This window comes from Methylococcus geothermalis (assembly GCF_012769535.1).
GTDB lineage: Bacteria > Pseudomonadota > Gammaproteobacteria > Methylococcales > Methylococcaceae > Methylococcus > Methylococcus geothermalis.
This window is the reverse complement of the sequence record NZ_CP046565.1, coordinates 1,996,317-2,021,959: the sequence shown is the minus strand read 5'-3', so window position 1 is coordinate 2,021,959 and position 25,643 is coordinate 1,996,317. Positions and strand designations below refer to the sequence as shown.

The 25,643-nt window shown below is 63.0% G+C and carries 20 protein-coding genes and 1 tRNA gene; 4 read left to right on the top strand and 17 right to left on the bottom strand.

What is annotated here, in order from left to right:
• Positions 1–72 precede the first annotated feature (72 nt).
• The 8 genes from GNH96_RS09570 to GNH96_RS09535 form a co-directional block, all read right to left on the bottom strand.
• On the bottom strand, positions 73–369 hold the full coding sequence (locus GNH96_RS09570) for a hypothetical protein (RefSeq protein ID WP_169603466.1): 297 nt from the start codon (positions 367–369) through the stop codon (positions 73–75).
• A complete protein-coding gene (locus GNH96_RS09565; protein WP_169603465.1) occupies positions 359–658 on the bottom strand; it encodes a hypothetical protein in 300 nt (99 codons plus the stop codon). Before GNH96_RS09565 ends, GNH96_RS09570 begins: the two co-directional genes overlap by 11 nt.
• 604 nt (positions 659–1,262) lie before the next feature.
• Entirely contained in the window at positions 1,263–1,886 is a 624-nt protein-coding gene (locus tag GNH96_RS09560; RefSeq protein ID WP_169603464.1) for a hypothetical protein, read from the bottom strand.
• A 317-nt stretch (positions 1,887–2,203) separates the two neighbouring features.
• Positions 2,204–2,680 carry a hypothetical protein gene (locus GNH96_RS09555; protein WP_169603463.1) on the bottom strand — a complete coding sequence of 159 codons (477 nt, stop codon included), beginning with the start codon at positions 2,678–2,680 and terminating at the stop codon, positions 2,204–2,206.
• An 82-nt stretch (positions 2,681–2,762) separates the two neighbouring features.
• Positions 2,763–2,951, bottom strand: a complete 189-nt coding sequence (locus tag GNH96_RS09550; protein WP_169603462.1) for a hypothetical protein — start codon at positions 2,949–2,951, stop codon at positions 2,763–2,765.
• 228 nt (positions 2,952–3,179) lie between these two features.
• Positions 3,180–5,819: a PriCT-2 domain-containing protein gene (locus GNH96_RS15830; RefSeq protein WP_188114773.1), complete on the bottom strand. Its 2,640-nt coding sequence runs from the start codon at positions 5,817–5,819 to the stop codon at positions 3,180–3,182.
• Positions 5,816–6,106 carry a helix-turn-helix transcriptional regulator gene (locus GNH96_RS09540; RefSeq protein WP_169603461.1) on the bottom strand — a complete coding sequence of 97 codons (291 nt, stop codon included), beginning with the start codon at positions 6,104–6,106 and terminating at the stop codon, positions 5,816–5,818. The genes GNH96_RS15830 and GNH96_RS09540 overlap by 4 nt, the downstream gene beginning before the upstream one ends.
• A 79-nt stretch (positions 6,107–6,185) precedes the next feature.
• A complete protein-coding gene (locus tag GNH96_RS09535; protein WP_169603460.1) occupies positions 6,186–7,004 on the bottom strand; it encodes a hypothetical protein in 819 nt (272 codons plus the stop codon).
• A 158-nt stretch (positions 7,005–7,162) separates the two neighbouring features.
• Between GNH96_RS09535 and GNH96_RS09530 the strand changes: the two genes are divergently transcribed.
• Entirely contained in the window at positions 7,163–7,444 is a 282-nt protein-coding gene (locus tag GNH96_RS09530; protein WP_169603459.1) for a DUF1640 domain-containing protein, read from the top strand.
• Positions 7,445–7,466: 22 nt separating this feature from the next.
• Here GNH96_RS09530 and GNH96_RS09525 read toward each other — a convergent pair whose 3' ends face one another.
• Positions 7,467–8,678: a tyrosine-type recombinase/integrase gene (locus GNH96_RS09525; protein WP_169603458.1), complete on the bottom strand. Its 1,212-nt coding sequence runs from the start codon at positions 8,676–8,678 to the stop codon at positions 7,467–7,469.
• A 184-nt stretch (positions 8,679–8,862) separates the two neighbouring features.
• A tRNA-Val gene (locus GNH96_RS09520) sits at positions 8,863–8,937 on the bottom strand.
• 525 nt (positions 8,938–9,462) lie between these two features.
• Between GNH96_RS09520 and pstB the strand changes: the two genes are divergently transcribed.
• Positions 9,463–10,428 carry a phosphate ABC transporter ATP-binding protein PstB gene (gene pstB / locus GNH96_RS09515; protein WP_169603457.1) on the top strand — a complete coding sequence of 322 codons (966 nt, stop codon included), beginning with the start codon at positions 9,463–9,465 and terminating at the stop codon, positions 10,426–10,428.
• Positions 10,429–10,735: 307 nt separating this feature from the next.
• Here pstB and glnA read toward each other — a convergent pair whose 3' ends face one another.
• From glnA to secA, 4 genes are all read right to left on the bottom strand, one after another.
• Positions 10,736–12,145: a glutamate--ammonia ligase gene (gene glnA, locus GNH96_RS09510; protein ID WP_169603456.1), complete on the bottom strand. Its 1,410-nt coding sequence runs from the start codon at positions 12,143–12,145 to the stop codon at positions 10,736–10,738.
• Between the two features lie 161 nt (positions 12,146–12,306).
• Entirely contained in the window at positions 12,307–13,263 is a 957-nt protein-coding gene (locus tag GNH96_RS09505) for a Nudix family hydrolase (protein ID WP_169603455.1), read from the bottom strand.
• A gap of 7 nt (positions 13,264–13,270) precedes the next feature.
• Positions 13,271–14,479 (bottom strand): bifunctional glutamate N-acetyltransferase/amino-acid acetyltransferase ArgJ, encoded by a 1,209-nt coding sequence (gene argJ, locus GNH96_RS09500; RefSeq protein ID WP_169603454.1) that lies wholly within the window; start codon positions 14,477–14,479, stop codon positions 13,271–13,273.
• A 1-nt stretch (position 14,480) separates the two neighbouring features.
• Positions 14,481–17,198 (bottom strand): preprotein translocase subunit SecA, encoded by a 2,718-nt coding sequence (gene secA / locus GNH96_RS09495; protein WP_169603453.1) that lies wholly within the window; start codon positions 17,196–17,198, stop codon positions 14,481–14,483.
• 178 nt (positions 17,199–17,376) lie between these two features.
• On the opposite strand from secA, the gene uvrC reads away from it, so the two are divergent.
• Together uvrC and pgsA are read left to right on the top strand one after the other, a co-directional pair.
• Positions 17,377–19,215: an excinuclease ABC subunit UvrC gene (gene uvrC, locus GNH96_RS09490; protein WP_169603452.1), complete on the top strand. Its 1,839-nt coding sequence runs from the start codon at positions 17,377–17,379 to the stop codon at positions 19,213–19,215.
• Between the two features lie 3 nt (positions 19,216–19,218).
• The gene (gene pgsA / locus GNH96_RS09485) at positions 19,219–19,788 is read left to right on the top strand and encodes a CDP-diacylglycerol--glycerol-3-phosphate 3-phosphatidyltransferase (RefSeq protein WP_169603451.1); all 570 of its coding nucleotides are present in this window, start codon (positions 19,219–19,221) and stop codon (positions 19,786–19,788) included.
• Between the two features lie 31 nt (positions 19,789–19,819).
• Here the strand turns inward: pgsA and GNH96_RS09480 are convergent, their stop codons facing one another.
• From GNH96_RS09480 to GNH96_RS09475, 3 genes are read right to left on the bottom strand one after another with little or no spacing between them, the layout of a single operon-like run.
• Positions 19,820–22,078, bottom strand: a complete 2,259-nt coding sequence (locus GNH96_RS09480; RefSeq protein WP_228719797.1) for a PAS domain S-box protein — start codon at positions 22,076–22,078, stop codon at positions 19,820–19,822.
• Positions 22,075–22,227: a hypothetical protein gene (locus GNH96_RS16065; protein ID WP_228719796.1), complete on the bottom strand. Its 153-nt coding sequence runs from the start codon at positions 22,225–22,227 to the stop codon at positions 22,075–22,077. The genes GNH96_RS09480 and GNH96_RS16065 overlap by 4 nt, the downstream gene beginning before the upstream one ends.
• Positions 22,228–22,238: 11 nt before the next feature.
• Entirely contained in the window at positions 22,239–25,616 is a 3,378-nt protein-coding gene (locus tag GNH96_RS09475; protein WP_169603450.1) for an NAD-glutamate dehydrogenase domain-containing protein, read from the bottom strand.
• Positions 25,617–25,643: the final 27 nt, after the last annotated feature.

The window sequence follows — 25,643 nt, the reverse complement described above, 5'->3', positions numbered from 1 at the left end:
CCGGCCAGCATGTCTGCAAGGGAAAAAATCACGTCGGCCATGCCCAGCGCCGCCAGCGTTGTTTTGATTTGCTCAATCATGGCTGGGCTCCTCCTGGCGCAATGGCGCCTCCATCTCGAAGTCAAGCGCCGCCTTGACGGCCCGGCCCAGCAGATAGGCATAGTCCGCGCCTTCCAGCCCCTCGCCGTGCGTGCTGGACAGCGCCTCGACCAGCCACGCCGCCAGCGCACTGGCGTTCGCTAGGGTGTCATGCGGGTAAGAGCCGATGATGGGGTTGAGCTGTTTCGCCAGATGGCGCGGTATCAGCGGCAGGCCGGACACGGGGTGGTAACCGCAGCCGAGCAGTGATGGGTGTGTTTTATGCGTCATGGCCGCCCTCCTGTCCGGTGAGCGTGGCCGAACCTTCCGCCGCGTGCGCCTCGATCCAGGCTTGCCGGGCCGGGTTCTTGGCCATAACCATCGCCCGGCTGGCGGCCCGGATGCAGCGGGCGACTTCCCGCAACGCCTTGGCCTTGGGGAACTGGTTTACCCAGTCATCGCAAATCAGCGCGAGGTGTTCCAGCTCGTCGGCCAGCCGGCATACATCGCCGTCGAGACGATGCGCATCGGACAGGGAAATAATGATCGGGCGTGGTGCGCCCGTGGTAAGGGGTGTCATGGTGTTGGCTCCGTAGTTGACATTGGGAACCGTCACCAGCAGTTTCGACGCTGCAAGGGTGACGGACGATGCGGGAGTCGAAAACCGGCCTACGGGAAACCGGCCACGGACGGACCGTGCCCCGCACCGCCCGCCGTAGAGTATCGACGGACACAAAAAAGCGCCGTCGACTGGCGCATGGTGCGCCCGTAGTACACCGGGTTTCGACGCCCGGCCCCGGAAGCGTCCGGGGACGTTTGAAAGTGTAGCACAACCCGGCGGAGAATGGTTACAATAAGGTCACGCCACTCGCGGGGCGAGTACTGCGAGACACATCGTTGTATCTCCTGGTTGGGACATCCGCAAGTCGAACAACCGCCACTCGCGGGGCACGTACTGCGAGCACCTGGGCAGGACGCCGGCTGCATGCCGGCGCCCGCCATCTCCAGACGCCACTCGCGGGGCGAGTACTGCGAGACACATCGTTGTATCTCCTGGTTGGGACATCCGCAAGTCGAACAACCGCCACTCGCGGGGCACGTACTGCGAGCACCTGGGCAGGACGCCGGCTGCATGCCGGCGCCCGCCATCTCCAGACGCCACTCGCGGGGCGAGTACCGCGAGATCACCTCATCCCGCTGGCCAGCCCCGAACCCAGGCTACCGCCCAAGGCCGCGCCCGTCAGAGCGAAGCCAGCCCCTCCGGTCATGAGCCCCAGCGCCGCGCCGCCCACCATGCCGGCCATCTTGCCGATGCCCTTGGCGTTGTCCGCCTCCATCTCGCTCGCCAGCGATGCCCGGTTTCTCTCCCAATCGCTGGACTTCCTGGAAAGGTTGGAGAACGTATCCACCGCCGATCCCAGCCGCTGCCGCCCGGCGCCTATGGCCGCGTTCATCAGCCCGAGACGCGCATCCAGATTGCCCATGCGCCCCTGCATCGATCCCTGCGCCCGCGCCTGCGCGTTGGCCTGGTCCAACTGCGTCTCGGTGGCCAGGAACCGCCCGCTGCCCGGCGCCGCACCGCTGGCCATCGTCTGGTACATCGCCTGCTGCCGCAGCGGGTCCCACTGCTGCAAGGCCGAACTCAGCCCCAGGCCGCCCGCCGCATCGTAGGCCAGAGGCGTGTTCATCGCCTTCATGTTGCGGACCGCGAACTTCTCCACCGGCGCCGTCAGCGCGTTCGACGACTGGAGCACATTCTGCAGCACGTTCGCGTACTCCAGCTCCTGCGCCGTAATCTGAGGGGTCAAAGCCCCGCCACCACCGCCCATCTCTTTGTCTCCATCATGGTTTGTTAGATCAATCAGTTATATGAGTGCCCGTTACGGCCCTTGCCAAGCATATCAACCCCGAAGGCGTCCACCCCGTCCGCTTCGCAGCGTGGCGGATGTCCCTTTCGTTGCAGGCCGCCAACAGCCACGCCGCTTCCCGCCGCGCCGCCTGGGCCGCCTGGTCGAGTTGCTTTGAGTGTTTGAGCAGCCGGATAGCTTCAAGAAGCTCTGTCTTCATGCACGCCTCGCCGCAGGGAATCCCTGCCCGACGGATCGGGCAGGGTGTGTAGGTAGAATCAAGCCGCCCGGACAGGACGCCCGTACATCGTTGTTTCGCGCTGGCTCAGGATATGCGCCGGCGCCAGGTTACGACGGGCTTTGAGGTCCGCCGCTCGATCCTCGTACCTCGCTCGAAACAGCTCCGTGCGGGCGGCCCACTTTTCATGCTCCACCAGAACGCGCCCAATGAACTCCGGTCCCCAATCTTCGATAAAGCGAATTTCCGAGCTCAGGGCCTCGATTTCCGCTTTCATCGCCTCGTCGCCGCTCTCGATGTATTTGAAAAGCAGCTCACCCCGCCGCCGCCGGGCCACCGCCAGCCGATGCTGTATGCCGTCGGATGTGTGAAGGCAAGGGCTCAGAGCCGCCGACCACTGCCGGACCCGCTCGCCCCGCTCCGCCAGCTCGGCGGTCGCCTGGTCGATCCGCTCTTGCAGGTCGGCCAGGTCGGCCTCGATCAGCGCTTCGTTGTAAACAATTGAATCATCAGACATTTTTTCACCTTATGGTTACCGGAGCGGGAACACCACCCCGTCAAAACTAGGATTTGTGATGTTATAACATCACGGCTTTTTATTACCATCCGTTATATGAGGTTCCCTCCTCCAGCTCCTTGATTCGGGCTTCGAGTTGGCCGTTTTTCTGAAGCAGTTCGAGGATTTGTTGCTCCTTGGCCTCGATATGTTTGACCAAGACCCACACCGGCAGGGTGTGCATCCACTTGTGGTGCTTGGCACCGCCTATTCTTTGCTCTGCGTCGTTCATTTTTTCGCCCTCTCGCGATCATGGCGCCTCCCGGCGCGATTGCCCGGCCTATTGGCCGGACGCCTTGGACCGGCGACCGCCGGCCCGAATTTTGGCAGTTACGGCAGTTAGGGGGCTGTTTTATCCCTAGAGGGTAAAAATGGAACAACCTAAAGTTGTGCCATTTTTCCGCACTGGGGATATTTATAGGCTTTAACTGTCGTAACTGCCAAAAGTTTTGACACGATACTAAATTTTGATTACCCGCCATCGAGCCCTGGTGCCTGAGGCGCCGTCCGAGTCCAACCGCAGACCACCAACCACCCGGCCTCGATACCTCCGGAGCCAGTGCCCCAGCCGCCGCGAATCAATCTGGCGCGGGTCGCGGCGATTGGCCGCGATGGCCAACAGCACATCGCGAAGCTCATCGTTCTGGCTCAGCCCCGCACTCTCGATCACATCGCGTACCTGCACCGCCTCGCCCCGCCATCGAGCAAACCAGAGCGGCAACACATCCGCCAGCTCGCCCCTCACTGGATCGAGTTCCTCGATACGGGCCCGCGATTCGCACGGGTCAGCCGCACCGGCCCAAATCAAGGCGTTTCGGATTGTTTCGCTCCAAGTATCAAAAGAGCCGAAGGGCGCCGTGCCCACATCAGGCCGCCCCGCTGCCTGGTAGTTGCCAACGATCGTCAAAGCCGCCTCTACCAACGCCTTGCGCCGCTCCAAAATGTAATCTCCAATGTTTCGGGCAAAAACCCGCTGGTCAGGCCTTTCACAGCCGGCGTCAAGGCGGCACACCAAGGCCCTGCGCGACAGATCGCCGACCAGGCACAGGTTGTTGCCGGTGGCCGCCACGAAGACGCTGGTGCTCACCGATGGGGCGCGGGATACGCCCAAAATGCGTAGACGTATGGAAGCCGCCGTCAATATTTGGCAGAGCAAATCCGATTGAAGTGGCCGCGAGAGGTTGTCCAGGTTTAATGCTCCAACACCAGAAAGCAGAAGCGCCCCCAAACGCTTTTCACACTCCTCCTCGTTTGCCCCGGCCAACGTTATCGCCGGAACCGGCTGGCCAAGGGCAACAAGGCCGAATACGTCGACCAAAGTTGTTTTTCCAGTGCCGGGCGTTGATGCGTCCACGCCAATCATGGGTGCCGACGGCAGCAAGGGCCGCATAACCGCAGTCAAAATCCCCGCCAGCGCCACCGCCCGGTCAACCTCGCCGACGAACGGAAATTCGCTCAGCATTTCCTCCAGCAGCTCGCGGGCCTTAAGCGCCGCAAACAGCCCGCCCGCCCGATCAGGCTTGATCTCGCCAAGGTCCCAGCTCAGATATAAGCCGGTCTGGAGGTCATAGCCGGGCTCACAGACGATCGATCCGTCCGGCCTCAACAGCGGGCAGCTTGCCACGCCGCGAAGCGGACGCAGCCGCCGCAGGCCGTTCGCCTCGATAAATGTTCTGGCCACCTGGATCGGGCAGTCCGTGCGTTTCCAGCCGCCGATGCGGGCGTCATACTTCACAAAAACGGCGTCCCTAGTTGCCACCAACCGCAGCAACTCCGGGCTCACGGCCTCAATCACAAGGCTGCCTTCCGGCAGGTGGGCGCCGCCCTGCAATTGCCTGAGCTTTTCGGTGCGAAACGTATGCACGACGCCCCCGCCCCGCTCAAATATTTCGGCACCCGAACGCAGCAGCGCCTCGTTCATCTCATTTATGATTTCCGGCAACCGATGCGCCACCAGAGCTATTGAGCCCGCAGGCGCATCCTGCATACCCGGCTCATCCTCGCCCAGCTCGTCCCCCGGCGCCCCAGGCCCGGCCCCGCCTCCCTGCGCCACCGCCACCGGCACCGCCGCCGCGATGCACTCCGCCACCGCCGCCGGCCCGCGAACGACAGCCAAGTCATTGAAATCCTTGTGGTTTTGCTCTCTATCCGCGCCGAAATGCGGCACCGCCAGCCGCCCGCCGACCGCCCTCGCAGCCTCGACCGAGTGCGGATCAGGCTCGCCTGTAACCTTTACCAAATCGGCCAGCACCACCAGGTGCGCCGCCGGGTACTTGGCCCGCAGCGCCGTAGCCACGGGTTTTAGGTTGCCGCCCGCCAGCGACGCCACGCCCAAGGCCCCAGCCGCCGCCGAGGCAGAAAGCATCGTCGCCACGCCTTCGCCAACCAGCAGGGTTAGGCCCTCGCCGTCACCGTCAGGCAGTCTTGCTGTGGCCCAGAACCCGCCGGATTTGCTGCCCCTCCCGGCCAAAGCCGCCTTGCGCCCCGGCTGGTCGATCAACTCCAAGGTCACCAGCTCGCCGCCGGTCCGGCGGACAGGCACCACCAACAGCCGCCCGGCCAACGCCTCGCCGCCCGCCTTGGGCACGTAACCGATAATCTTCGCCGCCTCGCCAGCCTCGATCTCACGTAACGTCGCAACCGGCGCCACCTGTTTTTTTATCAGATAGGGGTGATCGGCCCGAGCCGCGCCCGCTGCCTTGAGCACCGCCGCCGCCTTCCTGGCCGTCTCCGCCCGCTCGTGCTCAATTTCGGCAGCCTCCGCCGCTGCCCGCTCCTTGGCCCGCCTCCGCCACGCGGCCAGCTCCTCCGGAGAAGGCTTCTGGTATCCTCCCTCGTCCCGCCAGCCGTTGGCCTTAGCTTGATGAAACAGGCTACCGAGTGTCACCCCTCCGGCGGACCGGATGCTTTTCCATACCTCAGCCGCCGCCTTGGCGTTATAGTTGTCAGCCCTTCGGCTCCACTCATCCCATATTTCAAACCCCGCATCGCCAAGGCCGGCCTTAACCGCCATGCCCGCTCTTACCCAGCTTTCACGGTCGGCGGCATCAATAAACGCCAACGCCGACCTAATCCTTTCAATGTCGGCGGCCTCGCTCATGCCGGCGCCCGACGGTCAGCCACGATTTTTTTTACCAGCGCCTTGATTTCTGGCGCCGTTGCGCCTGCCTCACGGGCCTCGTCGACTCTATCGAGTTCGGCAAGCACCCAACAGCTTGTTTTCGCTGCAAGTTTTATCGGCGGAGGAAGCAAACCAATTTGGCACCACCGCCAAACTGTTGCCTGCGAGACTCCGTACCTTGCCCTCAGGCCGGGAAGCCGAAGATAACGAGGAATCACCCCAAAATGCGTCTCTGAAGTGGGGCGCGGAAAGGTTTGAAAATACATGCCTGGTCTCCTTGAAAGATGACGGAGACCAGATTAAATGTATGATTTACAAGATGATTGTTAAGTGTGCTTAATTCCCTTAAATGTGCTTAACTCCCTTAACATACCTACCCCACCTCCTCTTAAAACCATCCTTCCTCAACTCCTTCTCTCCCTTCATTACCACCGCCCGGCCACCTTCTTTCACCTCAATCCCCAGCCCCTTCGGAGGATCACGCACCAGCCGTACCCATGCCTCAACCCAGTCCACCGCCTGCCCGCGCTCAAGATGAACCGCCCAGGCCAGCCTTTTCAACACCTCCACCCAACCATCCCTCTGCCTCTTTACCACAAACCAAGGCGCATTCCCTTCCTCAATCACCTCTACCGCCAACGCATCCTCATCCGCGCCCAGGGCTTCCCCCGCGCCTTCACCATCACCAAGCCCATGCCGCGCCTCCACCTCCCAAACCTGGTCGGCAAAAAAAAGCGCGGTCTCCCTCACCGCGCCGCCGACTCCCCAGCTCACCGCCGCCGCGTTCGGATAGATCACCTCCAACACCCCCTCGTCACACCTCGCCTGAATAAAATCCTGCACGTCCTCGCCCAGCGCCTTCCCCCATCGCCGGATCAGATCCCCCCCGGCCACAAACCGGCAACCCGGCTCAAAGGCCTCGATGTCCTCCTCCCTAAACCACACATAATGCAAATCCCCCAGGTAATCCGCCCCAGGGTCGTCGACGGCCAAAGGAAAATAAAAACGTGGCGGATCATCCAGCACGTCGGCCCGCACAAAAGCCGCCAAGCCGCCCAGCTCCGGCCCCAAAAAAACCCAGCCCGCCAGCTCCCGCGCCGTCGCGTCCAGCCGCGCCCGCAGCCGCCGGACAGCCAATAAATAAGGAATGTAGACTGATGACACGATCGAGCCTCCCGACAGACTCAGCCCCCCAAGGATAGGACCGCGCCAAAGGGGTGAAGGGCCTCCCTCTTATCGCCTGGCCGGGCTAGGCGCGGTTGCGTAAAGTGTATCAAACCCCAGGGCGCTTCAATGATAAACTGCCCGCCGGAGGTCCTCCCGTGGCTACCATCACATTCGACACGCTCAAGTTTTCCAAGCGGCTGAAGGAAGCCGGCATCCTGCCCGCCCAGGCGGAAGCCGAAGCGGAAGCCCTGGCCGAAGTCCTGGAAGTGAATATGAGGGAACTGGTGACGAAGGACGATCTTCGCCACGAGCTGGAGCTGTTGCGCCGCGACATCGACGCCCGGTTCATCCAGCTCGAACAGCGTCTTGTCATCAAGCTCGGCGCCCTCATGGCCGTCGCCGTGGGCGCCGTCGCCGCCCTGGTGAAGCTGCTATGACCGCTCAGCGGTTCGACTGCGCTCAGCGTCCGCCCGCCTTCCGTCCGATCGGCACCACCCCGGCCCCGGTACGAAGGCCCTCCAGATAGCCCGCCCAAGTCTCCATCATCCCCCGCCGCTCCTCGATGAACGTCGTCCGGTTGTATGCCCGGCCCAGCGGATCACGCACCACGTGCCCCAACTGCTGCTCCACGATGTCCACCCGAAAGCCCAGCTTCTCCACCAGCAGCGTCCTCGCCGTCGCCCGCCAGCCGTGGCCCACCAGCACGCTCTTGTCGATCCCCAGCGCCCGGTACGCCCCGAGCACCGCCCCTTCCGACATCGGACGCAAGCCCGTAGGCGACCGCGCCGAAGGCATCACGAACACCCCGCGCCCCGTCAACGGCCACAGCTCCTCGATGATCTCCACCGCCGCCCGCGCCAGCGGCACGATGTGCGGCGTTTGAGTCTTGCTCAGCGTAAACCGCCACTCCCGCGCCTCCATGTCCAGATCATCCCAACGCATCGTCCGCAGCTCCCCAGGCCGCACAAACAGCAACGGCCCCAGCCGCAAGGCCGCCCGCACCTCCGCCGTGCCCGTGTACCCGTGCAGCACCCGCAGCACCCGCCCAATCTCCACCGGGTCCAGCAACGCCGGGTAATGCACCGTCCGCACCGGCGCCAGCGCCCCGCGAAGCGCTTGCGTCGGATCCGAATCAAGCCGGCCACTGGCCACCGCGTACCGCAGCACCTGGCCGATGATCCCCCGAATGCGATGGGCGCTCTCCACCTTCCCCGCGTCCTCCAGCCGCCGCAGCGCCGCCAGAATCACCGGCGCCGACACCGCCGCCACCGGCTTGGCGCCCAGGTGCGGAAAGATGTGATTCTCCAGCCGCTCCAACACCCGCTTGGCATGACTCGCCGCCCAGCCCGGCGAGAATCGCCCATGCCACTCGCGGGCAATCGCCTCGAAGGTCTCCCGCTCCGCCAGCCGCGTCGCCTTCCGCTCCTCCCCAGGGTCAACCCCGTGCGCCAGCAAGCGCCGGGCATCCTCCCGCCGCGCCCTGGCATCGGCCAACCCCACCTCCGGATACGCCCCGAAGCAAAGCGTCCGCTGCTTCCCCCCGAACCGGTAATTCATCCGCCAAAGCTTCCCGCCCTGCGGCGTCACCAGCAGATACAAGCCCCGCTCATCGCTCAGCTTGTACGGCTTCTCTCCCGGCTTGGCCCTGCGTACCTCGATGTCTTTCAGCATTCACCCACCTCACACCGTGCGTGATGGTATCCGGCCCGCCAAACCTCCGGATACCATCAAACCTACCATCAAAAATGATGGTATCAGATGCTATTCCGCGATATGACGCGAGACAACAAAAAACCCGCAAAGCCTTGCAGCATGCGGGTTTCGAGAGTTTTTGAGATTCGGTGAAATTTTGAACTGGTGGGCGGTGCAGGGATTGAACCTGCGACCCCTTCCGTGTGAAGGAAGTGCTCTCCCGCTGAGCTAACCGCCCGAATCTGATGAGTCGCGCACGATGTCCTACGACTTTAAAGAGGGGGTGGTGGCTGTATTGGATTAGAATCAACAGGCGCTGCATTCCCGGTGCCGACCACGAGAAAATCTTACCTTGAAATCAAAACCTTGTAAACGCTCACATCGTCAAATGAATTCCCGTAACGTCTTGATTCGACGTGGCCTTGGGCTCTGATCGGCTATGAATCGGCTACACGGCCTCGCCGGTCTGAGCGACTTCGTTGCGATCCGGCCCTTCACCAAACGCTCTTACAGCCAAAATTCGGCCCTGGCGTTCTCTTGGGTAGAATGCTGAACCCAGACCAAAAGCTCCAAAGCGGCCGCCTTCTAAGCCATATCATGTCATCCAATTGTCATGTAAACGTGGGATCATTTTCATGATCCCATGGCTCGGCGTCGTAGTCCTCGGTCTGCATGGAGCGACGCAAAGTATCCGCCGATCGGAAGGTACTCCGCGACATTCATAAGTTGGACCGGTGACACGAAACTCCACCGCCATCCCCTCATGTCATCCGTCATTACCCTGCCAGCAGACACCAACCCCGCCAGACTCCAGCGTGATCGCCAAGAGTCGGTGTCTCCTGCGACCTCGAAAGCTACGCGCAACCCGAAAGCCACGGCAAGATACCTACTTTTGAAACGGGCGTCCGTCCGTCCTACCCCCGCCCTTTACTTTAAGGATCTTACCGCCATCGCTGGTGATTCGGTCATTGCAAATCCGCGCATCGCCTGCCGCCGCGTCAATGTCCACTATGGCGCAAAACACGCCATTCGGAATCTCACCTTGGACATCGGCCGGCATGAGGTCTTGGCGCTGATAGGTCCCTCGGGGTGCGGCAAGACCACATTCCTGCGCTGCTTGAACCGGATGAACGACACCATCGACGGTTGCCGGGTGACAGGCGAAATCCATATCGACGGCCGGAACATTTGTCACGATGGGATCGACGTCGTGCCGTTGCGCGCGCTGGTTGGGATGGTATTTCAAAAACCGAACCCCTTCCCCAAGAGCATCTACGACAACGTCGCGTTCGGGCCTCGGCTCCACGGTTTGGCTAGCACTCCGGCGGAATTGGACCAGATCGTCGAATCATCCTTGCGAAGTGCCGGTTTATGGGATGAAGTCAAGGACGGACTGGGTCAAATGGGAACCAGCCTTTCCGGCGGCCAGCAACAACGCCTGTGCATCGCGCGGGCAATCTCGGTGAATCCCGAAGTCATTCTGATGGATGAGCCCTGCTCAGCCTTGGACCCGATCGCAACCGCCGTCATCGAACAACTCATCGACGAACTGCGGCAGCGATATACCATCGTCATCGTGACCCATTCGCTATCCCAGGCAGCCAGAGTGTCGCAGCGGGTGGCGTATTTCCATCTCGGCTGCCTCATCGAAGTGGGCTCTACGGACGTCATATTCCAGAATCCGCGCCATAAACTGACAGAGGACTACATCACCGGGCGTTTCGGTTGACCGGAAACCTTCTCACCCGAATACGGCGAGGCGACTTTAGGGGGCTTATCAGCCCGAGCGCGCCAAGAGCGGCTGATCGACCTATTTGACGGCTCCTCCGCCGGAGCCGCGACTTTGCGAAAGGCCTCCATTCCGGTTACCGGAAGCTTTCCCGAATCGATCAAACCCGGCTGAGCAAGTACGGACGCCTGATCCGAGGAGATACGCTCGACGGCATGAAACCGCGGAGGCATTAAAAAACCCGCCGAATGGGTCATTTCGGCGGGTTTCTGTACACTGCATGGACCGTAGGGAACGGCCCGAAATTTTACAAACTGTAGTACATGTCGAACTCGACCGGGTGGGTGCTCATGCGCAGACGAGTCACTTCCTGGCCCTTGAGTTCGAGGTAAGCATCGATCATATCGTCGGTGAAGACACCGCCGCGGGTCAGGAACTCACGATCGCTGTCCAACGCTTCCAGCGCTTGGTCGAAGGAGTAGCAGACCTGCGGAATTGCCTTTTCTTCTTCCGGCGGCAGATCGTACAGGTCCTTGTCCATGGCATCGCCCGGGTGGATCTTGTTCTGGATGCCGTCCAGACCCGCCATCAGCATCGCTGCAAAGGCGAGGTAGGGGTTCGCGGTGGAATCCGGGAATCGCACCTCGATGCGGCGGGCCTTCGGGTTCATCACATAGGGAATACGGATGGAAGCCGAACGGTTGCGCGCGGAGTAGGCCAGCATGACCGGCGCTTCGAAGCCGGGCACCAGACGCTTATAGCTGTTGGTCGAGGCATTACAGAAGGCATTCAGCGCCTTGGCATGCTTGATGATGCCGCCGATGTAATACAGCGCGGTTTCCGACAGGCCGCCGTAGAGGTCGCCGCTGAACAGGTTCTTTCCGTCCTTCGCCAGCGACTGGTGCACGTGCATGCCGTTGCCGTTGTCGCCGACCAGCGGCTTCGGCATGAAGGTCGCGGTCTTGCCGTAGGCATGCGCCACGTTCTGCACCACGTACTTGAGCAGCAGGACTTCGTCGGCCTTCTTCACCAGGGTGTTGAACTTGACGCCGATTTCACACTGGCCAGCGGTCGCTACTTCATGGTGGTGGACTTCCACGCCCATGCCCATGTCTTCCAGGGTGTTGCACATGGCCGAGCGCAGATCCTGGAACGAATCGACCGGCGGCACCGGGAAGTAGCCGCCCTTGGTGCCGGGACGATGGCCGATGTTGCCGTCTTCATAGACCTTCTCGGAATTCCAGCCGGCCTCTTCCGAATCGACCTTGTAGAATGCGCCGGACATGTTGGCGCCCCAACGGATGTCATCGAAAATGAAGAATTCGTTTTCCGGTCCGAAGTATGCCGTATCGGCGATACCGGTGGCTTTCATGTAGGTCTCGGCGCGCTTGGCGATGGAACGCGGATCGCGCTCGTAACCTTGCATGGTGGCGGGCTCGACGATATCGCAGCGGACGATAAGCGTCGGATCGTCGAAGAACGGGTCCATCACGGCGGTGGACGCGTCCAGCATCAGGATCATGTCGGACTCGTTGATGCCTTTCCATCCGGCGATCGAGGAACCGTCGAACATCTTGCCTTCCTCGAAGGTGGCCTCGTCGATCGTCGAAGCGGGGACGGTCACGTGCTGTTCCTTGCCGCGGGTGTCGGCGAAACGCAGGTCCACGTAGCGGACTTCCTTCTCCTTGATGATCTGCAATACGTCTTTCGGTGTCATAGTAAGGTCGTCTCCTCCAGCTAGGATTGGGTAACTCATAAGTTACACAAGAATTGTACCAAGGGTACCGGGCAAATATCTTTTTGATTTTACGCCCGAGTCAAGCGCCATACGAAACGATCGGTGCGCCATGATAGTGCCTTCAGCACCTCCATGGCGCATCACGATCCCGAAAATCCCCGAATACCCGCAATTCCCCACGCGCCGGCCGATCTGGCCCGGACGAGATGTTCCGCCGCCAACCCGCCCAAAGCGTATACCGGAAGGTTGACGGCCTGAAGGCATTCGGAGAAACGCTCCCAGCCCAGCGGCGCCGATGCCGGGTGGGACCGGGTCGGCAACACGGGACCGAAGACGGCGAAATCCAATCGCAGCGACTCCGCCTTTTCCAGCTCGCCCGCGTCGTGGCACGAAGCGGCGACCCAGAATTTGTTGTCCAGCGGCCTTGAACTCAGGCTATTCAAGCGGGCGCTGGTGAGGTGGACACCAGCGGCCCCGAGCTCGACCGCCAGCTCCGGCTCGGCGTTCAATATCAATCGAACGTTACTGCCGGCACAGCAATCTATGCATTCCTGCGCGAAACTCCGGTAGACCGCCCGCTCAAGTGTCTTGGCCCGGAGCTGGATCAGCGAGAAGCCCCCGGCCACCAGCCGTCGAAAATGACGACGCATGGCCGAAAGGTCGCCGGCGACATCGTCCACGATAGGATAATGGAACGGAAGCCGGGCGGCCGCGACGATGAAACGGTTCGCCGCCGGAAATCGAAAATCGACCAGGTCGTCTGCGCCGACCCAGCGGATGGGCTGGCCGAGACAACCGCGGGCCTCGCCGGAAAATTTCCGAACCCGAAAGATCTCCAGGATGACCCGCTGCCTGGGATATGCGTGGCGCACGACCAGCATGGGCTCGGCACCATCCACGGCGATACCTATCTCTTCCATCAGCTCGCGGCGCAGAGCGTCGAACGGCGTTTCACCGGGTTCGATCTTGCCGCCGGGAAATTCCCACAAGCCGCCCTGGTCCGCCTCCGCCGACCGCTGGGCGATCAGGATGCGCCCTGCGGCATCTTCGATGACACCGGCGGCAACCCGGATTTCCTTCTTCGGGACGGCGCTCAAGGGGCGCTCAGGTCCGGTATTCGGCGTTGATGCGGACGTAATCGTAGGAAAGGTCGCAGGTCAACACCCGGGCCGTGGCCCTACCCCGCCCGAGGACCACGCGTATGGTGATTTCCGGCCGCTGCATCGCCCGGGCCCCGCGCGCCTCGGTATAGCCATGGTCCCGTTCGCCGCCCGCAACGATTTGGACCTCGTTCAGCCATAGGGCAACTCGGGAGATATCCAGGCCGACGCAGCCGGAACGTCCGACCGCCGCGAGAATGCGGCCCCAGTTGGGATCGCTGGCGAAACACGCGGTCTTGACCAACGGCGAATGCGCGATGGTTTTCCCGACCTGTCTGGCTTCGTCCTCCGAAGCCGCCTCCTCGACCACGATGCGGATGAATTTGGTGGCGCCTTCGCCATCGCGAATGATCTCTTCGGCCAGCTCTTCGAGCACGGCGTCGACGGCGGCCTGGAAAGCCTTGGCGTGAGAACTGCCGGGCTCGATCCGCGGCGCTTGCGAGCGCTGGCTCGCCATCAGGACACAGGCGTCGTTGGTCGAGGTATCGCCATCGACGGTGATGCAATTGAAGGAGCGGTCGGCGGCACGCTGCAGGACGCTCTGCAGCAACTCGGCTTCGATACGGGCGTCGGTGGCGACGAAGGCCAACAGGGTCGCCATGTTAGGATGGATCATGCCGGCGCCCTTGGCGATACCGGAAACGACGACCGGATGCCCCTCGATCTCGATGGTGCGAGTTGCTGTTTTCGGTCGAGTGTCGGTGGTCATGATGGCCCGGGCGGCGGCCTCCCAGCCGTCTTCCGACAGGCTTTCGAACGCCTTGGGCAAAGCTGCCCGGATCTTTTCGAGTGGAAGATATTCGCCGATCACGCCGGTGGAAAACGGCAGCACCTGCTCGGCCCGGCCGCTGGTCAGCGCAGCGACCGCCTCGCAGCTCGAACGGGCGTCCGCCAAGCCGCGCACGCCGGTTCCGGCATTGGCGTTGCCGGAATTGACCAGCAACCAGCGCGGCCCCCGCGGTAAATGTTCGCGGGAGACGATGACGGGTGCGGCGCAGAAGGCGTTCTGCGTGAACACGGCCGCGCAGCTCGAACCTTCCGCCATCTCGATGAGGAGCACATCGTCGCGGCCGGCGTGCTTGATCGCCGCCGCCGCCGTGCCGAGGCGGATGCCAGGGACCGGCCTTATGCGGGCGTTCGCCACCGTTTTCATCTCAAGCGAGCCGGCCGTGGCATTGCTTGTATTTCTTGCCGGAGCCGCAGGGGCAAGGATCGTTGCGGCCGACTTTATCGCCGGGACGCACGAACGGCCGCGGACCTTCCGGTCTCGCATAATCCTGCGGCTCTTCCGGTCCGGCTGGCGACTCGTCGATGGTCAGAGCGCTGACCTCGGCATGCTGAAACTGCATTTCCTGGGGCTGGCGACTCTGCTCCTCCATCTCCTGTACTTCTTCCTCCGAATGGACCTGAACGCGGGAGACGATGCCGACGACCTCCTGCTTGATATTCTCCAGCATGCCGGTGAACATCTCGAAAGCTTCCCGCTTGTACTCCTGCTTGGGATCCTTCTGGGCATAGCCGCGCAGATGGATGCCCATGCGCAGATGATCCATGGAAGCCAGATGCTCCTTCCATGCGTTGTCGAGTACCTGCAGCATCACCGATTTTTCGAAATGCCGCATGACCTGCGGTCCGATCGCCTCGACCTTGGCAGCGTAGGCGCTGTCGGCTTCCTGGATGATGCGCTCCAGCAGCGACTCCTCATGGAGATCCGGCTCATCGTCCAGCCATTGCCGGATCGGCAAGCTCAAGCCGAGCTCGCGCTCGATCACCTCCTCCAAACCCCGGACGTCCCACTGCTCCTCCAGAGTATGAGGCGGGATGTGTTCACCGAAGATGCGGCCGAGCACATCGTGACGGATGTCCTCGATGGTCTTCGAGATATCGTCCGCCCGCATCAGCTCGGTGCGCATGTGGTAAATCACCTTGCGCTGGTCGTTGGCGACGTTGTCGTATTCCAGCAATTGCTTGCGGATATCGAAGTTGCGCGCTTCCACCTTGCGCTGGGCGTTCTCGATGGCGCGGGTCACCCAGGGATGCTCGATGGCCTCTCCTTCCTTCATGCCGAGGCGCTGCATCAGTACCGCGACCCGGTCGGAAGCGAAGATGCGCATCAAGGGATCTTCCAACGACAGATAGAAACGGGTGGAACCCGGATCGCCCTGGCGCCCCGAACGACCGCGCAACTGGTTGTCGATGCGGCGCGATTCATGGCGTTCCGAACCGATCACGTGCAGGCCGCCGGCGGCGATAGCGGCGTCGTGGCGCTGTTTCCACTCCGCCTTGATCTGCTCGGCCATGGCCGGATCGGCCCGGGACAGATCCTCCTCCAGGCTGCCACCCAGCACAATGTCGGTACCGCGGCCGGCCATGTTGGTCGCAATCGTGACCGCCCCCGGTCGTCCGGCCTGGGCGATGATGTGCGCTTCCTGCTCATGGTGCTTGGCGTTGAGCACTTGGTGCGGCACGCCGGCTTGACGCAGGATGGCGGACAGCAATTCCGAGTTCTCGATGGAAGCGGTGCCGACCAGTACCGGCTTGCCGTGTTCGACGCAATACTTGATGTCTTCGACGATCGCGTCAAATTTCTCGCGAGCGGTGAGGTAGACCAGATCACCCATGTCGTTGCGGATCATCGGCCGGTTCGGCGGGATCACGACCACTTCGAGAGCGTAGATCTGATGGAACTCCGCCGCCTCGGTGTCCGCCGTACCGGTCATTCCGGCCAATTTTTCGTAGAGGCGGAAATAATTCTGGAAAGTGATCGAGGCCAGCGTCTGGTTCTCGTTCTGCACCTGAACGTTTTCCTTGGCCTCCACCGCTTGGTGCAGCCCCTCGGACCAGCGCCGGCCGGGCATGGCGCGGCCGGTGAACTCGTCGACGATGATGACCTGGCCATCGCGCACGATGTAGTCGACGTCGCGCTGGAACAAGGCCTGCGCCTTGAGGGCGGCGTTGATATAGTGCATCAACCGGATGTTGACGGCGTCGTACAGGCTCTCGTCGGCCCCGATCAGCCCTTGCTCCACCAACAGCCGCTCGATGGCTTCATGCCCGCTCTCGGTCAGATAGACCTGGCGCGCCTTCTCGTCCACCGAATAATCACCCGGTCCGCCTTCTTTTTCCTGGCGTTTCAGATGGGGAATCAGCGCATTGATCTTGTGATAGAGATCGCTGCGGTCTTCGGTCGGACCGGAGATGATCAGCGGGGTCCGCGCCTCGTCGATGAGGATGGAGTCCACCTCGTCGACAATCGCGAAATACAGATCGCGCTGCACCCGCTGATCCAGGGTGAACGCCATGTTGTCGCGCAGGTAGTCGAAACCGAATTCGTTGTTGGTGCCGTAGGTGATGTCGCAGGCATAGGCCCGGCGGCGCTGTTCCTGATCGAGGTTGCTGACGATGACGCCGGTGCTCAGCCCGAGGAAGCCATACAGCTTGCCCATCCACTCGGCGTCGCGTCGTGCCAGGTAGTCGTTCACCGTCACCACGTGGCAGCCTTTACCGGGCAGTGCATTGAGATAGGCAGCCAGGGTGGCGACCAGTGTCTTGCCTTCGCCGGTTTTCATCTCCGCGATCTTGCCGTCGTTCAGGACCATGGCCCCGATCAGCTGCACGTCGAAATGACGCATGTTCAGCACCCGGCGCGAAGCCTCCCGTACCACCGCGAAGGCTTCCACGAGCAGATCGTCGAGCGTTTCGCCGCCGTTCAGCCGCTCACGGAACTCGACGGTCTTCTGCCCCAGCGCCTCGTCGGAGAGCGCGGCGATCGTGGCTTCGAGCTGGTTGATCTTCTTGACCAGACGCCTCTTGCGTTTGACGATGCGGTCGTTGCGGCTGCCGACGACCTTTCTGACAAGCTTGCCAAGCATGATTGGGTGAATTCCGGACGAAAACGTAATCCAAACATGATACCGCAAAACCCGATCCCCGGAGAAATGCGGGGACCTCGCCGCCCGCGAACGAGCGGCAGCGGGAACGAAGGAGAGTGGCGGCGGCGGGCTATATAATAAGCGCCGGCATTCTCCCAGGCTTCCCCCTCTCGGCACCATGAGCACCGCCCTCACGGCAACGGCTTTCGACATCAGAGCCTTCCTGGCGACCCTGACCGGCGCGCCCGGCGTCTACAAGATGCTGGACGGGAACGGCGAGGTGATCTACGTCGGCAAGGCCAAGAACCTGAAGAAGCGCGTCGCCAGTCACTTCGCCCAGCGCGACAACTCACCCAAGCAGAACGCGATGGTGGCGCGGGTGCAGGCGATCGAAGTCACGGTGACCCGCACCGAAGGCGAGGCGCTGCTGCTGGAAAACCAGCTCATCAAGCGCCACAAGCCGCGCTACAACATCAACCTGCGCGACGACAAGAGCTATCCCTACATCTACGTCTCCACCCACCAGGAATTTCCGCGGCTGGCCTTCCATCGCGGCAGCCGGGCGCGGCCGGGGCGCTTCTTCGGGCCGTTCCCGAGCGCCGCGGCCGTCCGCGATAGTCTGAAAACCTTGCAGAAAATATTCCCGGTCCGCCAATGCGAGGATTCATATTTCGCCAACCGCACGCGGCCCTGCCTGCAGTACCAGATCGAGCGCTGCACCGGCCCCTGCGTGGAGCTGATCGGGCCGGAGGCGTATGGCGAGGACGTGGCGAACACCCTGCTGTTCCTGGAAGGCCGGGGGGAGGCGCTGATCGACCGGCTGGCCCAGCGCATGGAGCAAGCCGCCCTGCGGCTGGAATTCGAAAAGGCAGCGCGTTACCGGGACCAGATAGCCAACCTCAGGACCGTACTCGCGAAGCAACTCGTCAGCGGCGAACAGGGGGATCTCGACATGATCGCCTGCGCCATCAAAGGCAATATCGCCTGCGTCCACGTGGTGTTCATCCGCCACGGGCAGCAGATCGGTGACCGCAGCTTTTTCCCGCGGATGCAGGACGAGCACGACGCCGCAGCCATCCTCGAAGCCTTCATCCCGCAGTTTTACCTGGACAAGGAGATCCCGCGCGAACTGCTGCTCAGCCACGGCATCCGCGACCATGCATTGTTCGAGGCCGTGCTTGGACAGCAGGCCAAGCGCGGCGTCAAGATTTCCTGGCGGCTGCGCGGCGAGCGCGCCAAGCGCCTCGAACTGGCTCAAGCCAACGCCGACTATGCACTGAACGCCAAGCTGGCCAGCCAGCAGACTATCGCCGAGCGCCTGCAGTCCCTGACCGAGATGCTGGGTCTCGACGAGCCGCCCAGCCGCATGGAATGCTTCGACATCAGCCATACCCAGGGCGATCAGACGGTGGCGTCCTGCGTCGTATTCGATCGCAACGGGCCGCTGAAGTCGGCCTATCGCCGCTTCAACATCGAAGGCATCACCGGCGGCGACGATTATGCGGCCATGGTGCAGGCACTGTCGCGCCGCTACCAGCGGGTTCGCGCCGGAGAGATCGAGGCGCCGGACATCCTGTTCATCGACGGCGGCAAGGGCCAGATCCATGCGGCGGCCCAGACGCTCGATGAACTGGGAATGGGAAATATCCGTATAATCGGCATCGCCAAAGGGCCCGACAGAAAACCCGGGAGGGAGACCTTGTTCAAAGCGGGCAGCAGCGATCCCATCGTCGTCGAGCCCAACAACCCCGGTTCCCTGCTGATCCAGCACATTCGCGACGAGGCGCACCGCTTCGCCATCACCGGGCACCGGCAACGACGGGCCAAAGCCGCGACCCAATCGCCGCTGCAGGCCATAGCGGGCCTCGGTCCCAAACGGCGCCAGCAGTTGCTGCGGCAGTTCGGCGGTTTGCGACAGATCAGCCACGCCGATGTGGACGCCCTGAGCAGCGTCGAAGGGATCAACCGGCAACTGGCTCAGCGCATTTACGACATGTTCCACGATCATGGCGCCTAACTCATGCACTTCAACCTGCCCACCTACCTGACGCTGCTCCGGATCGCGCTCATCCCGATTCTTGCGGTCCTGTTCTACGTGCCCTGGGGTGCCGCCCACATCGCCTGCGGCGTCATCTTCGCCCTGGCCGCGGCCACCGACTGGCTGGACGGCTACCTCGCCCGGCGTATGGGCCTGACCACCCGCTTCGGCGCCTTTCTGGATCCGGTGGCCGACAAGCTGATGGTCGCCGTGGCTCTGGTCCTGATCGTGCAAGCCGACCCGCAACCGCTGATCGCCGTTGCCTCTGCCATCATCATCGGCAGGGAGATCACCATCGCCTCCCTGCGCGAGTGGATGGCGGAAATCGGCCAGCGCAAGCGGGTCGAGGTTTCCTCCCTGGGAAAATGGAAAACCACCTTCCAGATGCTGGCGATCACACTCTTGTTGCTCGGCCTGGACACTCCACAGCGGACGATGAAGGCAACCGGACAGTGGCTGCTGGTGGTTTCCGCCGTCCTGACGCTTTGGTCGATGATCATTTACCTTCAGGCTGCCATGCCGGTATTCAAGGCCAACACGGAAGTGGAATGAGGGCGGTTGCCGCCCGGATCCTGGTGCGGGGTTAACGGGCCCGCAACGCCACCATGCTGACATCGTCGCGGAGCGGGACTTTCCCGAGGAATGCCCGAAGCTGGGCCAGGAGTTCGGCGACCATCGCTTCCGGCGTCAGCGCACGGCGTGTCGAAAAAAGCTGGCAGAGCCTGGTGATGCCGAAGAACTCCCCTTCCCCGTTCTGCGCCTCGATGACCCCGTCGGTATAGAGCAGCAGCCAGTCGCCGGGCTGCATGTCCAGGGTTCGATCCTCGAACGCCACGCCTTTTCTGACGCCCAGGACGAGTCCTTCCGCGTCCAGCGGGATGCAGCTCTCCTCCCCATTGCGGAGCAGCAGCGCGAAGTTGTGGCCCGCGTTGGCGTAGCTGAGCCGGCGCGTTAGGCATTCGTAGCGGACGTAGAACATCGTGATGAACAGGTCCGCCCCCGACAGGTCCTCATGCAGCATGTCGTTGAGGCCGCCGAGAAGCCGGGCGACGCCATCGCCGCGGGCCGGTTCCGCAAGCGTCCGGCGGGTCTCGGCCCGGAGCGCACTGCGGGCCTCCGCCATGATGAGCGCGGCGCCGACGCTGTGGCCCGAGACATCGGCGATGACCAGCTCCACCCGGTCGCCCCAATGGAAATAATCGAAATAGTCGCCCCCGACATGGGTCGCCGGAACGCACAGACCCGCGATCTCGACCGTCGGCAGATGGAGCGGCGCCTTGGGGAGGAGCGAGAGCTGGATCTGCTTTGCGATTTCCAGCTCGTGCCGCTCCTCCTCCGCCCGGCGGCGCTCGGTCACATCGGTCTGTATCCCGATGTAGTGGGTGATGACTCCCGCCTCGTCCTTGACCGGCGAGATCAGCAGCTCGTTCCAGAACGGGGTGCCGTCCTTGCGGTAGTTCTTGATCGTTAGCTGGCAGGGCTGTCCCGCCCGGATCGCGTCGCGTATTTCTTCGATCCGTTCCGGATCGGTCTCCGCTCCCTGCAACATCCGCATGCTGTGATCGAGCAACTCCTCGCGGGAATATCCGGTGATGCGGCTCAGCGCCGGATTGACGTAAACGTTCGGCAGTCCCTTCGACTGCGCGTCGGCGATGTTGATGCCGACGCTCGCCGATTCGATCGCGCGATTACGCACTCGCAGTTCGTCCTCATAGCGCTTGCGGGAGGTGATGTCTTGGTCCACGCCCCGCCATTTGATCAGTTCGCCCTGCCCGCCGAAGATCGGCGCTCCGGTGGATTCGGTATAGACCTCATGGCCATCCTTGTGCCGGTAGCGGTTGATGAGCCGGAAGAACGGTTTTTGGCTCGCCTTGGAGGAAGGCAAGGCATTCATCCAATGCTGCCGGTCCTCGGGCGTCAGCAGGTCGAGGTAATGTTTGCCCCGCACCTCCTCCGGCTCGAAGCCGAGGATGGCCCGCACCGCTCCGCTGCTGTAGAGATAATGCCCCTCGGGGTCCTGTTCCCAGAGCCACTCCCCGGCCATTTCCGCAACCTGGCGGAATCGTTCCTCGCTCTCGGCGAGTGCCTCCTTGTCCCGCTTTTGTTCGGTGATGTCCTGCTGGATGACGAGATAGTGCGTCACCTCGCCGGTTGCGCTGCGAATCGGGGTGATGCTTTCGAGCGCCCAATAGATTTCGCCGTTCTTGCGGATATCCCGCACCTCTCCGCGCCATTCCCCGTGCGAGCGGATGACATGGCGCAGACGTCCGAACCGGTCCGCATCCCCTGCCTTCGCCCCACCGGGCCGCTTGCCGACGAGTTCCTCCGCGCCGTACCCCGTCAGCGCCGTGAAACCTCTATTCACATACTGGATGCGGCCCTGCGGATCGGCGATCAGCACGCCCGAGGGGCTTTGGTCCACCGCGCTGGAAAGCATGAGAAGACGGTCCTCGGCCTGATTCCGCGAGGTGAGATCGCGCGTGACGCCGATGAACCAGCGGCGCTGATCCATGCGCAGCTCGCCGACCGCCAGGTGAACCGGGAACACCCGCCCGTTCTTCCGCCGCCCCTGAACCTCCCGTCCGATTCCGATGATCCTCGGCTCGCCGGTGCGCAGATACCGGGCGATGTAGCCGTCGTGCTCCTCGCGATACGGCGACGGCATCAGCAGTCCGACATGGCGTCCGAGAACCTCATCGGCGTCGTAGCCGAACATGCGCTCCGCCGCCGGCGTGAACAACTGGATGATGCCCTTGTCGTCGATCACGACGATGCCGTCGACCAGCGTATTGAGCACGGCGCGCAAAGTGGCTTCACTGTCCCGGCGGCTGGCGTCGCTCATGGAAGCCCCCCCGCGAACGCCCGCACACTGGAACCGAACAGGCGTTCCGCCGCGGCATTCAGCCCGATGCGGTTTCGGGCCGAATCCAGCAGGCAGGGTGTCTCATCGAAGGCATTCGGCAACGCGCGTGACAGCTCCGGTTCCTGCATGGGCCGCTCCGTCAGGCACCCGACGATCGGCCGAGATCGACGAGCGCTTCCAGCTCCGCGCCCAGCACCGCGAAAGGCGTCAAGGATGGCGAGGAGGCTTCCTCCAGCTCGTTCAGCAGCCGCCGGAACCGCGCCAGCCGAGACCGAAGCCGCGGCTCGGAAAACCAGGTCGACGGTTCGCGCCCGCCTGCTTGCAATGCCAGCCGCGTCAGGCACAAAGCACCCTTGCGAAGCCGTTCCAGGAGGGCGGCCTGCGCCCGCCGCTCCCAGCGATCGCGCGGCCCGACGCGCCGGAGCAGATTCAGACAGCGGCGAAGCCCCAAAAGGTCGGCGATGGCATCGTCCAGGCCGGCGACCCGTTCCAGCGACGCGCCGGTCGAACGGGCAAGACTCGCCAGCATCGGAAAATCTCGGAGACCGCCCAGCAGCGCCAAGGTACGCGCTTCCCGTTGGTCGAAGCCGAGATCCTTCAGTTCCGCCACATGCTCGGCCAATGCCGTGCGCTCGTTGTCGCCGAGCGCAGTCTCGCTATAGTCCAGATAATCCGCCAGATCGGACTGCCATGACCCGATTTCGGCATCACCGGGACGCAGCCCGATGCCTTCGCGGATCGCCCAGTCGCAGCAGGCGCACAGGACTTCTTCCAGTTCCAGCAGCATCCGGTATCGCCGGTCCATCTCAGCGCCGTGGTCAAAGCCGGCCATTTTCCTCCGCAACTCGCCCCCCCCGAAGGCGGCATCGAAGCAGAGGTAGGCACCGGCCAGATCGGCCGCAGCGGCCGGATCGAGTTCGTCGGCCAGAACGAGGAAAGACGATCCGGCCTGGTCCAAAATGCGGTTGCAGATGACGGTGGCCGTGATTTCACGGGCCAGGGAATGCTTGTGGAGAACCGATCCGTAACGCTTCCTCACCTCGGCAGGAAAATATCCAGCCAGCATCGGACGAGACCATTCGGCATCCAGAAAACCGGGCGCGTCGAGCAGCGCCCGCTTCAGGGCCAGCTTGGCGTGAGCGAGCAAGACCGCCAGTTCCGGCCGCACCAGCCCGCGCCGCTCGCGGGCCTGAACCTCTTTTCGGCCGGGGAAGGACTCGTAGCTACGGTCCAGGCTGCCGGAGCTCTCGAGCCGGTCGGCGAGTTCGAGAAAGGGCTCCGCGTCGCGTAGGCAGCGCTCCCGGTCGAGCGAAAGACACAGGCTTTGGGATGCATTGTCGCGCAGCACCGAATCGCAAACGGTTCGGGTAAGTTCGGTCAGGAACCGGTTCCGCTCCTCCCCGCCGGCCATCATCCCGTGCTCCCGCAGCAGGCCGGTCAGGATTTTCAGGTTGACCTCGTGGTCGGACAGATCGACTCCTGCCGAATTGTCCACCGCATCGGTGTTGATGCGGCCGCCGGCCAGAGCGAACTCCACGCGCCCCTGTTGAGTGAAGCCGAGGTTGGCACCTTCCGCCACCACTGCCGCGCGCAGCTGGATGCCGTCCACCCGCACCGCGTCGTTGGCCCGGTCGCCGACGTCTTCATGACTTTCCGAACTGCCTTTCACGTAAGTCCCGACGCCGCCGAGCCAGAGCAGGTCGACCGGCGCCGTCAACAGCAGGTGGACGAGTCCCTCGCCGTCGATGGAACCGTGCCGGACGCCGAGCCAGGCCCGGACCGGCGGCGACAGGGGAATATCCTTCGCATCGCGCCGGAACACGCCGCCGCCGGAAGAGATCGCCCGGCTGTCGTAGTCCGCCCAGGTGGAGCCCGGCAGATCGAACAGCCGGCGGCGCTCCCGGTAGGACGTCTCGGGATCCGGATCAGGGTCCAGGAAAATGTGCTGGCCGCTGAACGCCGCCAGGAGCCGGATATTCCGGGAATACAGCATGCCGTTGCCGAACACATCGCCATCCATGCTGCCGATGCCGACCACCGTGAACGGCGCCAGTTCGATATCCCGGTTCAGCTCGGCAAAGTGGCGCTTCACGCATTCCCACACGCCGCGGGCGGTGATGCCGAGCCGCTTGTGGTCGTAACCCTGCGAACCGCCTGCGGCAAAGGCATCCCCCAACCAGAAGCCGTATTGCTGCGCGATGGTGTTGGCGGTGTCGGACAGCCGCGCCGTGCCTTTATCGGCGGCGACGACCAGATACGGGTCGGGATCGTCGTAGGCGACGACGGACAGGGGATGCATGACGCCTTGCGCCGTGACATTGTCGGTCAAATCCAACATGCCCCGGATCAGCGTGGCATAGGCTTCCCCCGCCAGACGCCGGCACTCGTCGGGATCGCGGCACGGAGACTTCAGGATGAAACCACCCTTGGCGCCTTGCGGCACGATCAGGGCATTCTTGATCATCTGGGTTTGCATCAGGTCCAGAATCTCGACCCGGAAATCGTCCGGCCGGTCCGACCACCGAATGCCGCCACGGGCCACTGGCGCCCCCCGCAGATGGATGCCCTCCATGGCGGCCGAATGCACATAGATTTCGAACAGCGGTTTCGGCGCGGGCATGTCGATGACGCCCAGGCCGCTGATCTTCAGGGCGATGAAATAATCCGGATCGTCCCGGCGCCGGTAGAAATTCGTGCGCAGCGTAGCGTCGATCAGGTTGAAAAGCGACCGCAGTATGTGATCTTCGCCGCTGTCCGTCACCTCGTTCAGAGCCACGATGAAGTCCTGCCGGAGCGCCGACAGCACTTCTTCGTCACCCTGTCCACGAGGCTGAAACCGACTCTCGAAATACCGGTAGAGAAGGCGGGTGGCTTCGGGGTTGTTGAACAACGCCCGGAGGAAACGGGAACGCCCGAACCGGCTGCCGAGTTGCAGACGGTAATTGTGATAAGCCCGAAACAGGTCGATTTCCTTCCACGACAGGCCGGTGGCGAGGATCAACGCATTCAGGGCATCATTCTCCACGCGCCCGGCCATCAAGGCAGCCAGCGCTTCCAGCAGAGGTCCGCGCGCGGACATCAGGTCGCCGCCCGGAGCGGCATCCGAGGCTACAGCGAAGCTTCGGATAAAACAGCATCGCCCTCGAAATACCAGCCTGAACTGGATCTGGTCGATGATGCGGAGATGGAGGTTCTGCAGAAACGGCATGACCCGGTCGAGATCCTGCTCGACCGGGCTGTAGATTCGCAGCCGGTGGTGAGGGTCGCCGAAGCACGGTGAAGGCCGCCAGAGATCGGCGGTATCGGCGCCCGTCCGCACCACCGTTTCCAGCCGGATCGCGTCCCTCAACGCCGCCGCCGGCGGAATCCGCGAGCGGTATTCAGGAGGGAAAACCCAAGCGCCGGGCAGAGAATCCGCCGCGATCCCGCGGCTACGGCGGAATCGTTCGAGCCGGCGGCGGTAGGCGCTTTCCCAAGACGGGCCGGCTTCCGGCCAGGCACGGCGGCTATCGTTCATAACCGCGCCCTCCCGGGCGATTCGGCC

Bases quoted from the DNA above. Each gene is read 5' to 3' on its own strand.
- GNH96_RS09475 (WP_169603450.1), bottom strand. From the start codon at position 25,616: ATGAACGATAGCCGCCGTGCCTGGCCGGAAGCCGGCCCGTCTTGGGAA.
- GNH96_RS09570 (WP_169603466.1), bottom strand. From the start codon at position 369: ATGACGCATAAAACACACCCATCACTGCTCGGCTGCGGTTACCACCCC.
- GNH96_RS09550 (WP_169603462.1), bottom strand. From the start codon at position 2,951: ATGAACGACGCAGAGCAAAGAATAGGCGGTGCCAAGCACCACAAGTGG.
- secA (WP_169603453.1), bottom strand. From the start codon at position 17,198: ATGCTTGGCAAGCTTGTCAGAAAGGTCGTCGGCAGCCGCAACGACCGC.
- uvrC (WP_169603452.1), top strand. From the start codon at position 17,377: ATGAGCACCGCCCTCACGGCAACGGCTTTCGACATCAGAGCCTTCCTG.
- GNH96_RS15830 (WP_188114773.1), bottom strand. From the start codon at position 5,819: ATGAGCGAGGCCGCCGACATTGAAAGGATTAGGTCGGCGTTGGCGTTT.
- pgsA (WP_169603451.1), top strand. From the start codon at position 19,219: ATGCACTTCAACCTGCCCACCTACCTGACGCTGCTCCGGATCGCGCTC.
- argJ (WP_169603454.1), bottom strand. From the start codon at position 14,479: ATGAAAACGGTGGCGAACGCCCGCATAAGGCCGGTCCCTGGCATCCGC.
- GNH96_RS09565 (WP_169603465.1), bottom strand. From the start codon at position 658: ATGACACCCCTTACCACGGGCGCACCACGCCCGATCATTATTTCCCTG.
- pstB (WP_169603457.1), top strand. From the start codon at position 9,463: ATGTCATCCGTCATTACCCTGCCAGCAGACACCAACCCCGCCAGACTC.
- GNH96_RS09555 (WP_169603463.1), bottom strand. From the start codon at position 2,680: ATGTCTGATGATTCAATTGTTTACAACGAAGCGCTGATCGAGGCCGAC.
- GNH96_RS09540 (WP_169603461.1), bottom strand. From the start codon at position 6,106: ATGTATTTTCAAACCTTTCCGCGCCCCACTTCAGAGACGCATTTTGGG.
- GNH96_RS09480 (WP_228719797.1), bottom strand. From the start codon at position 22,078: ATGAGCGACGCCAGCCGCCGGGACAGTGAAGCCACTTTGCGCGCCGTG.
- glnA (WP_169603456.1), bottom strand. From the start codon at position 12,145: ATGACACCGAAAGACGTATTGCAGATCATCAAGGAGAAGGAAGTCCGC.
- GNH96_RS09525 (WP_169603458.1), bottom strand. From the start codon at position 8,678: ATGCTGAAAGACATCGAGGTACGCAGGGCCAAGCCGGGAGAGAAGCCG.
- GNH96_RS16065 (WP_228719796.1), bottom strand. From the start codon at position 22,227: ATGCAGGAACCGGAGCTGTCACGCGCGTTGCCGAATGCCTTCGATGAG.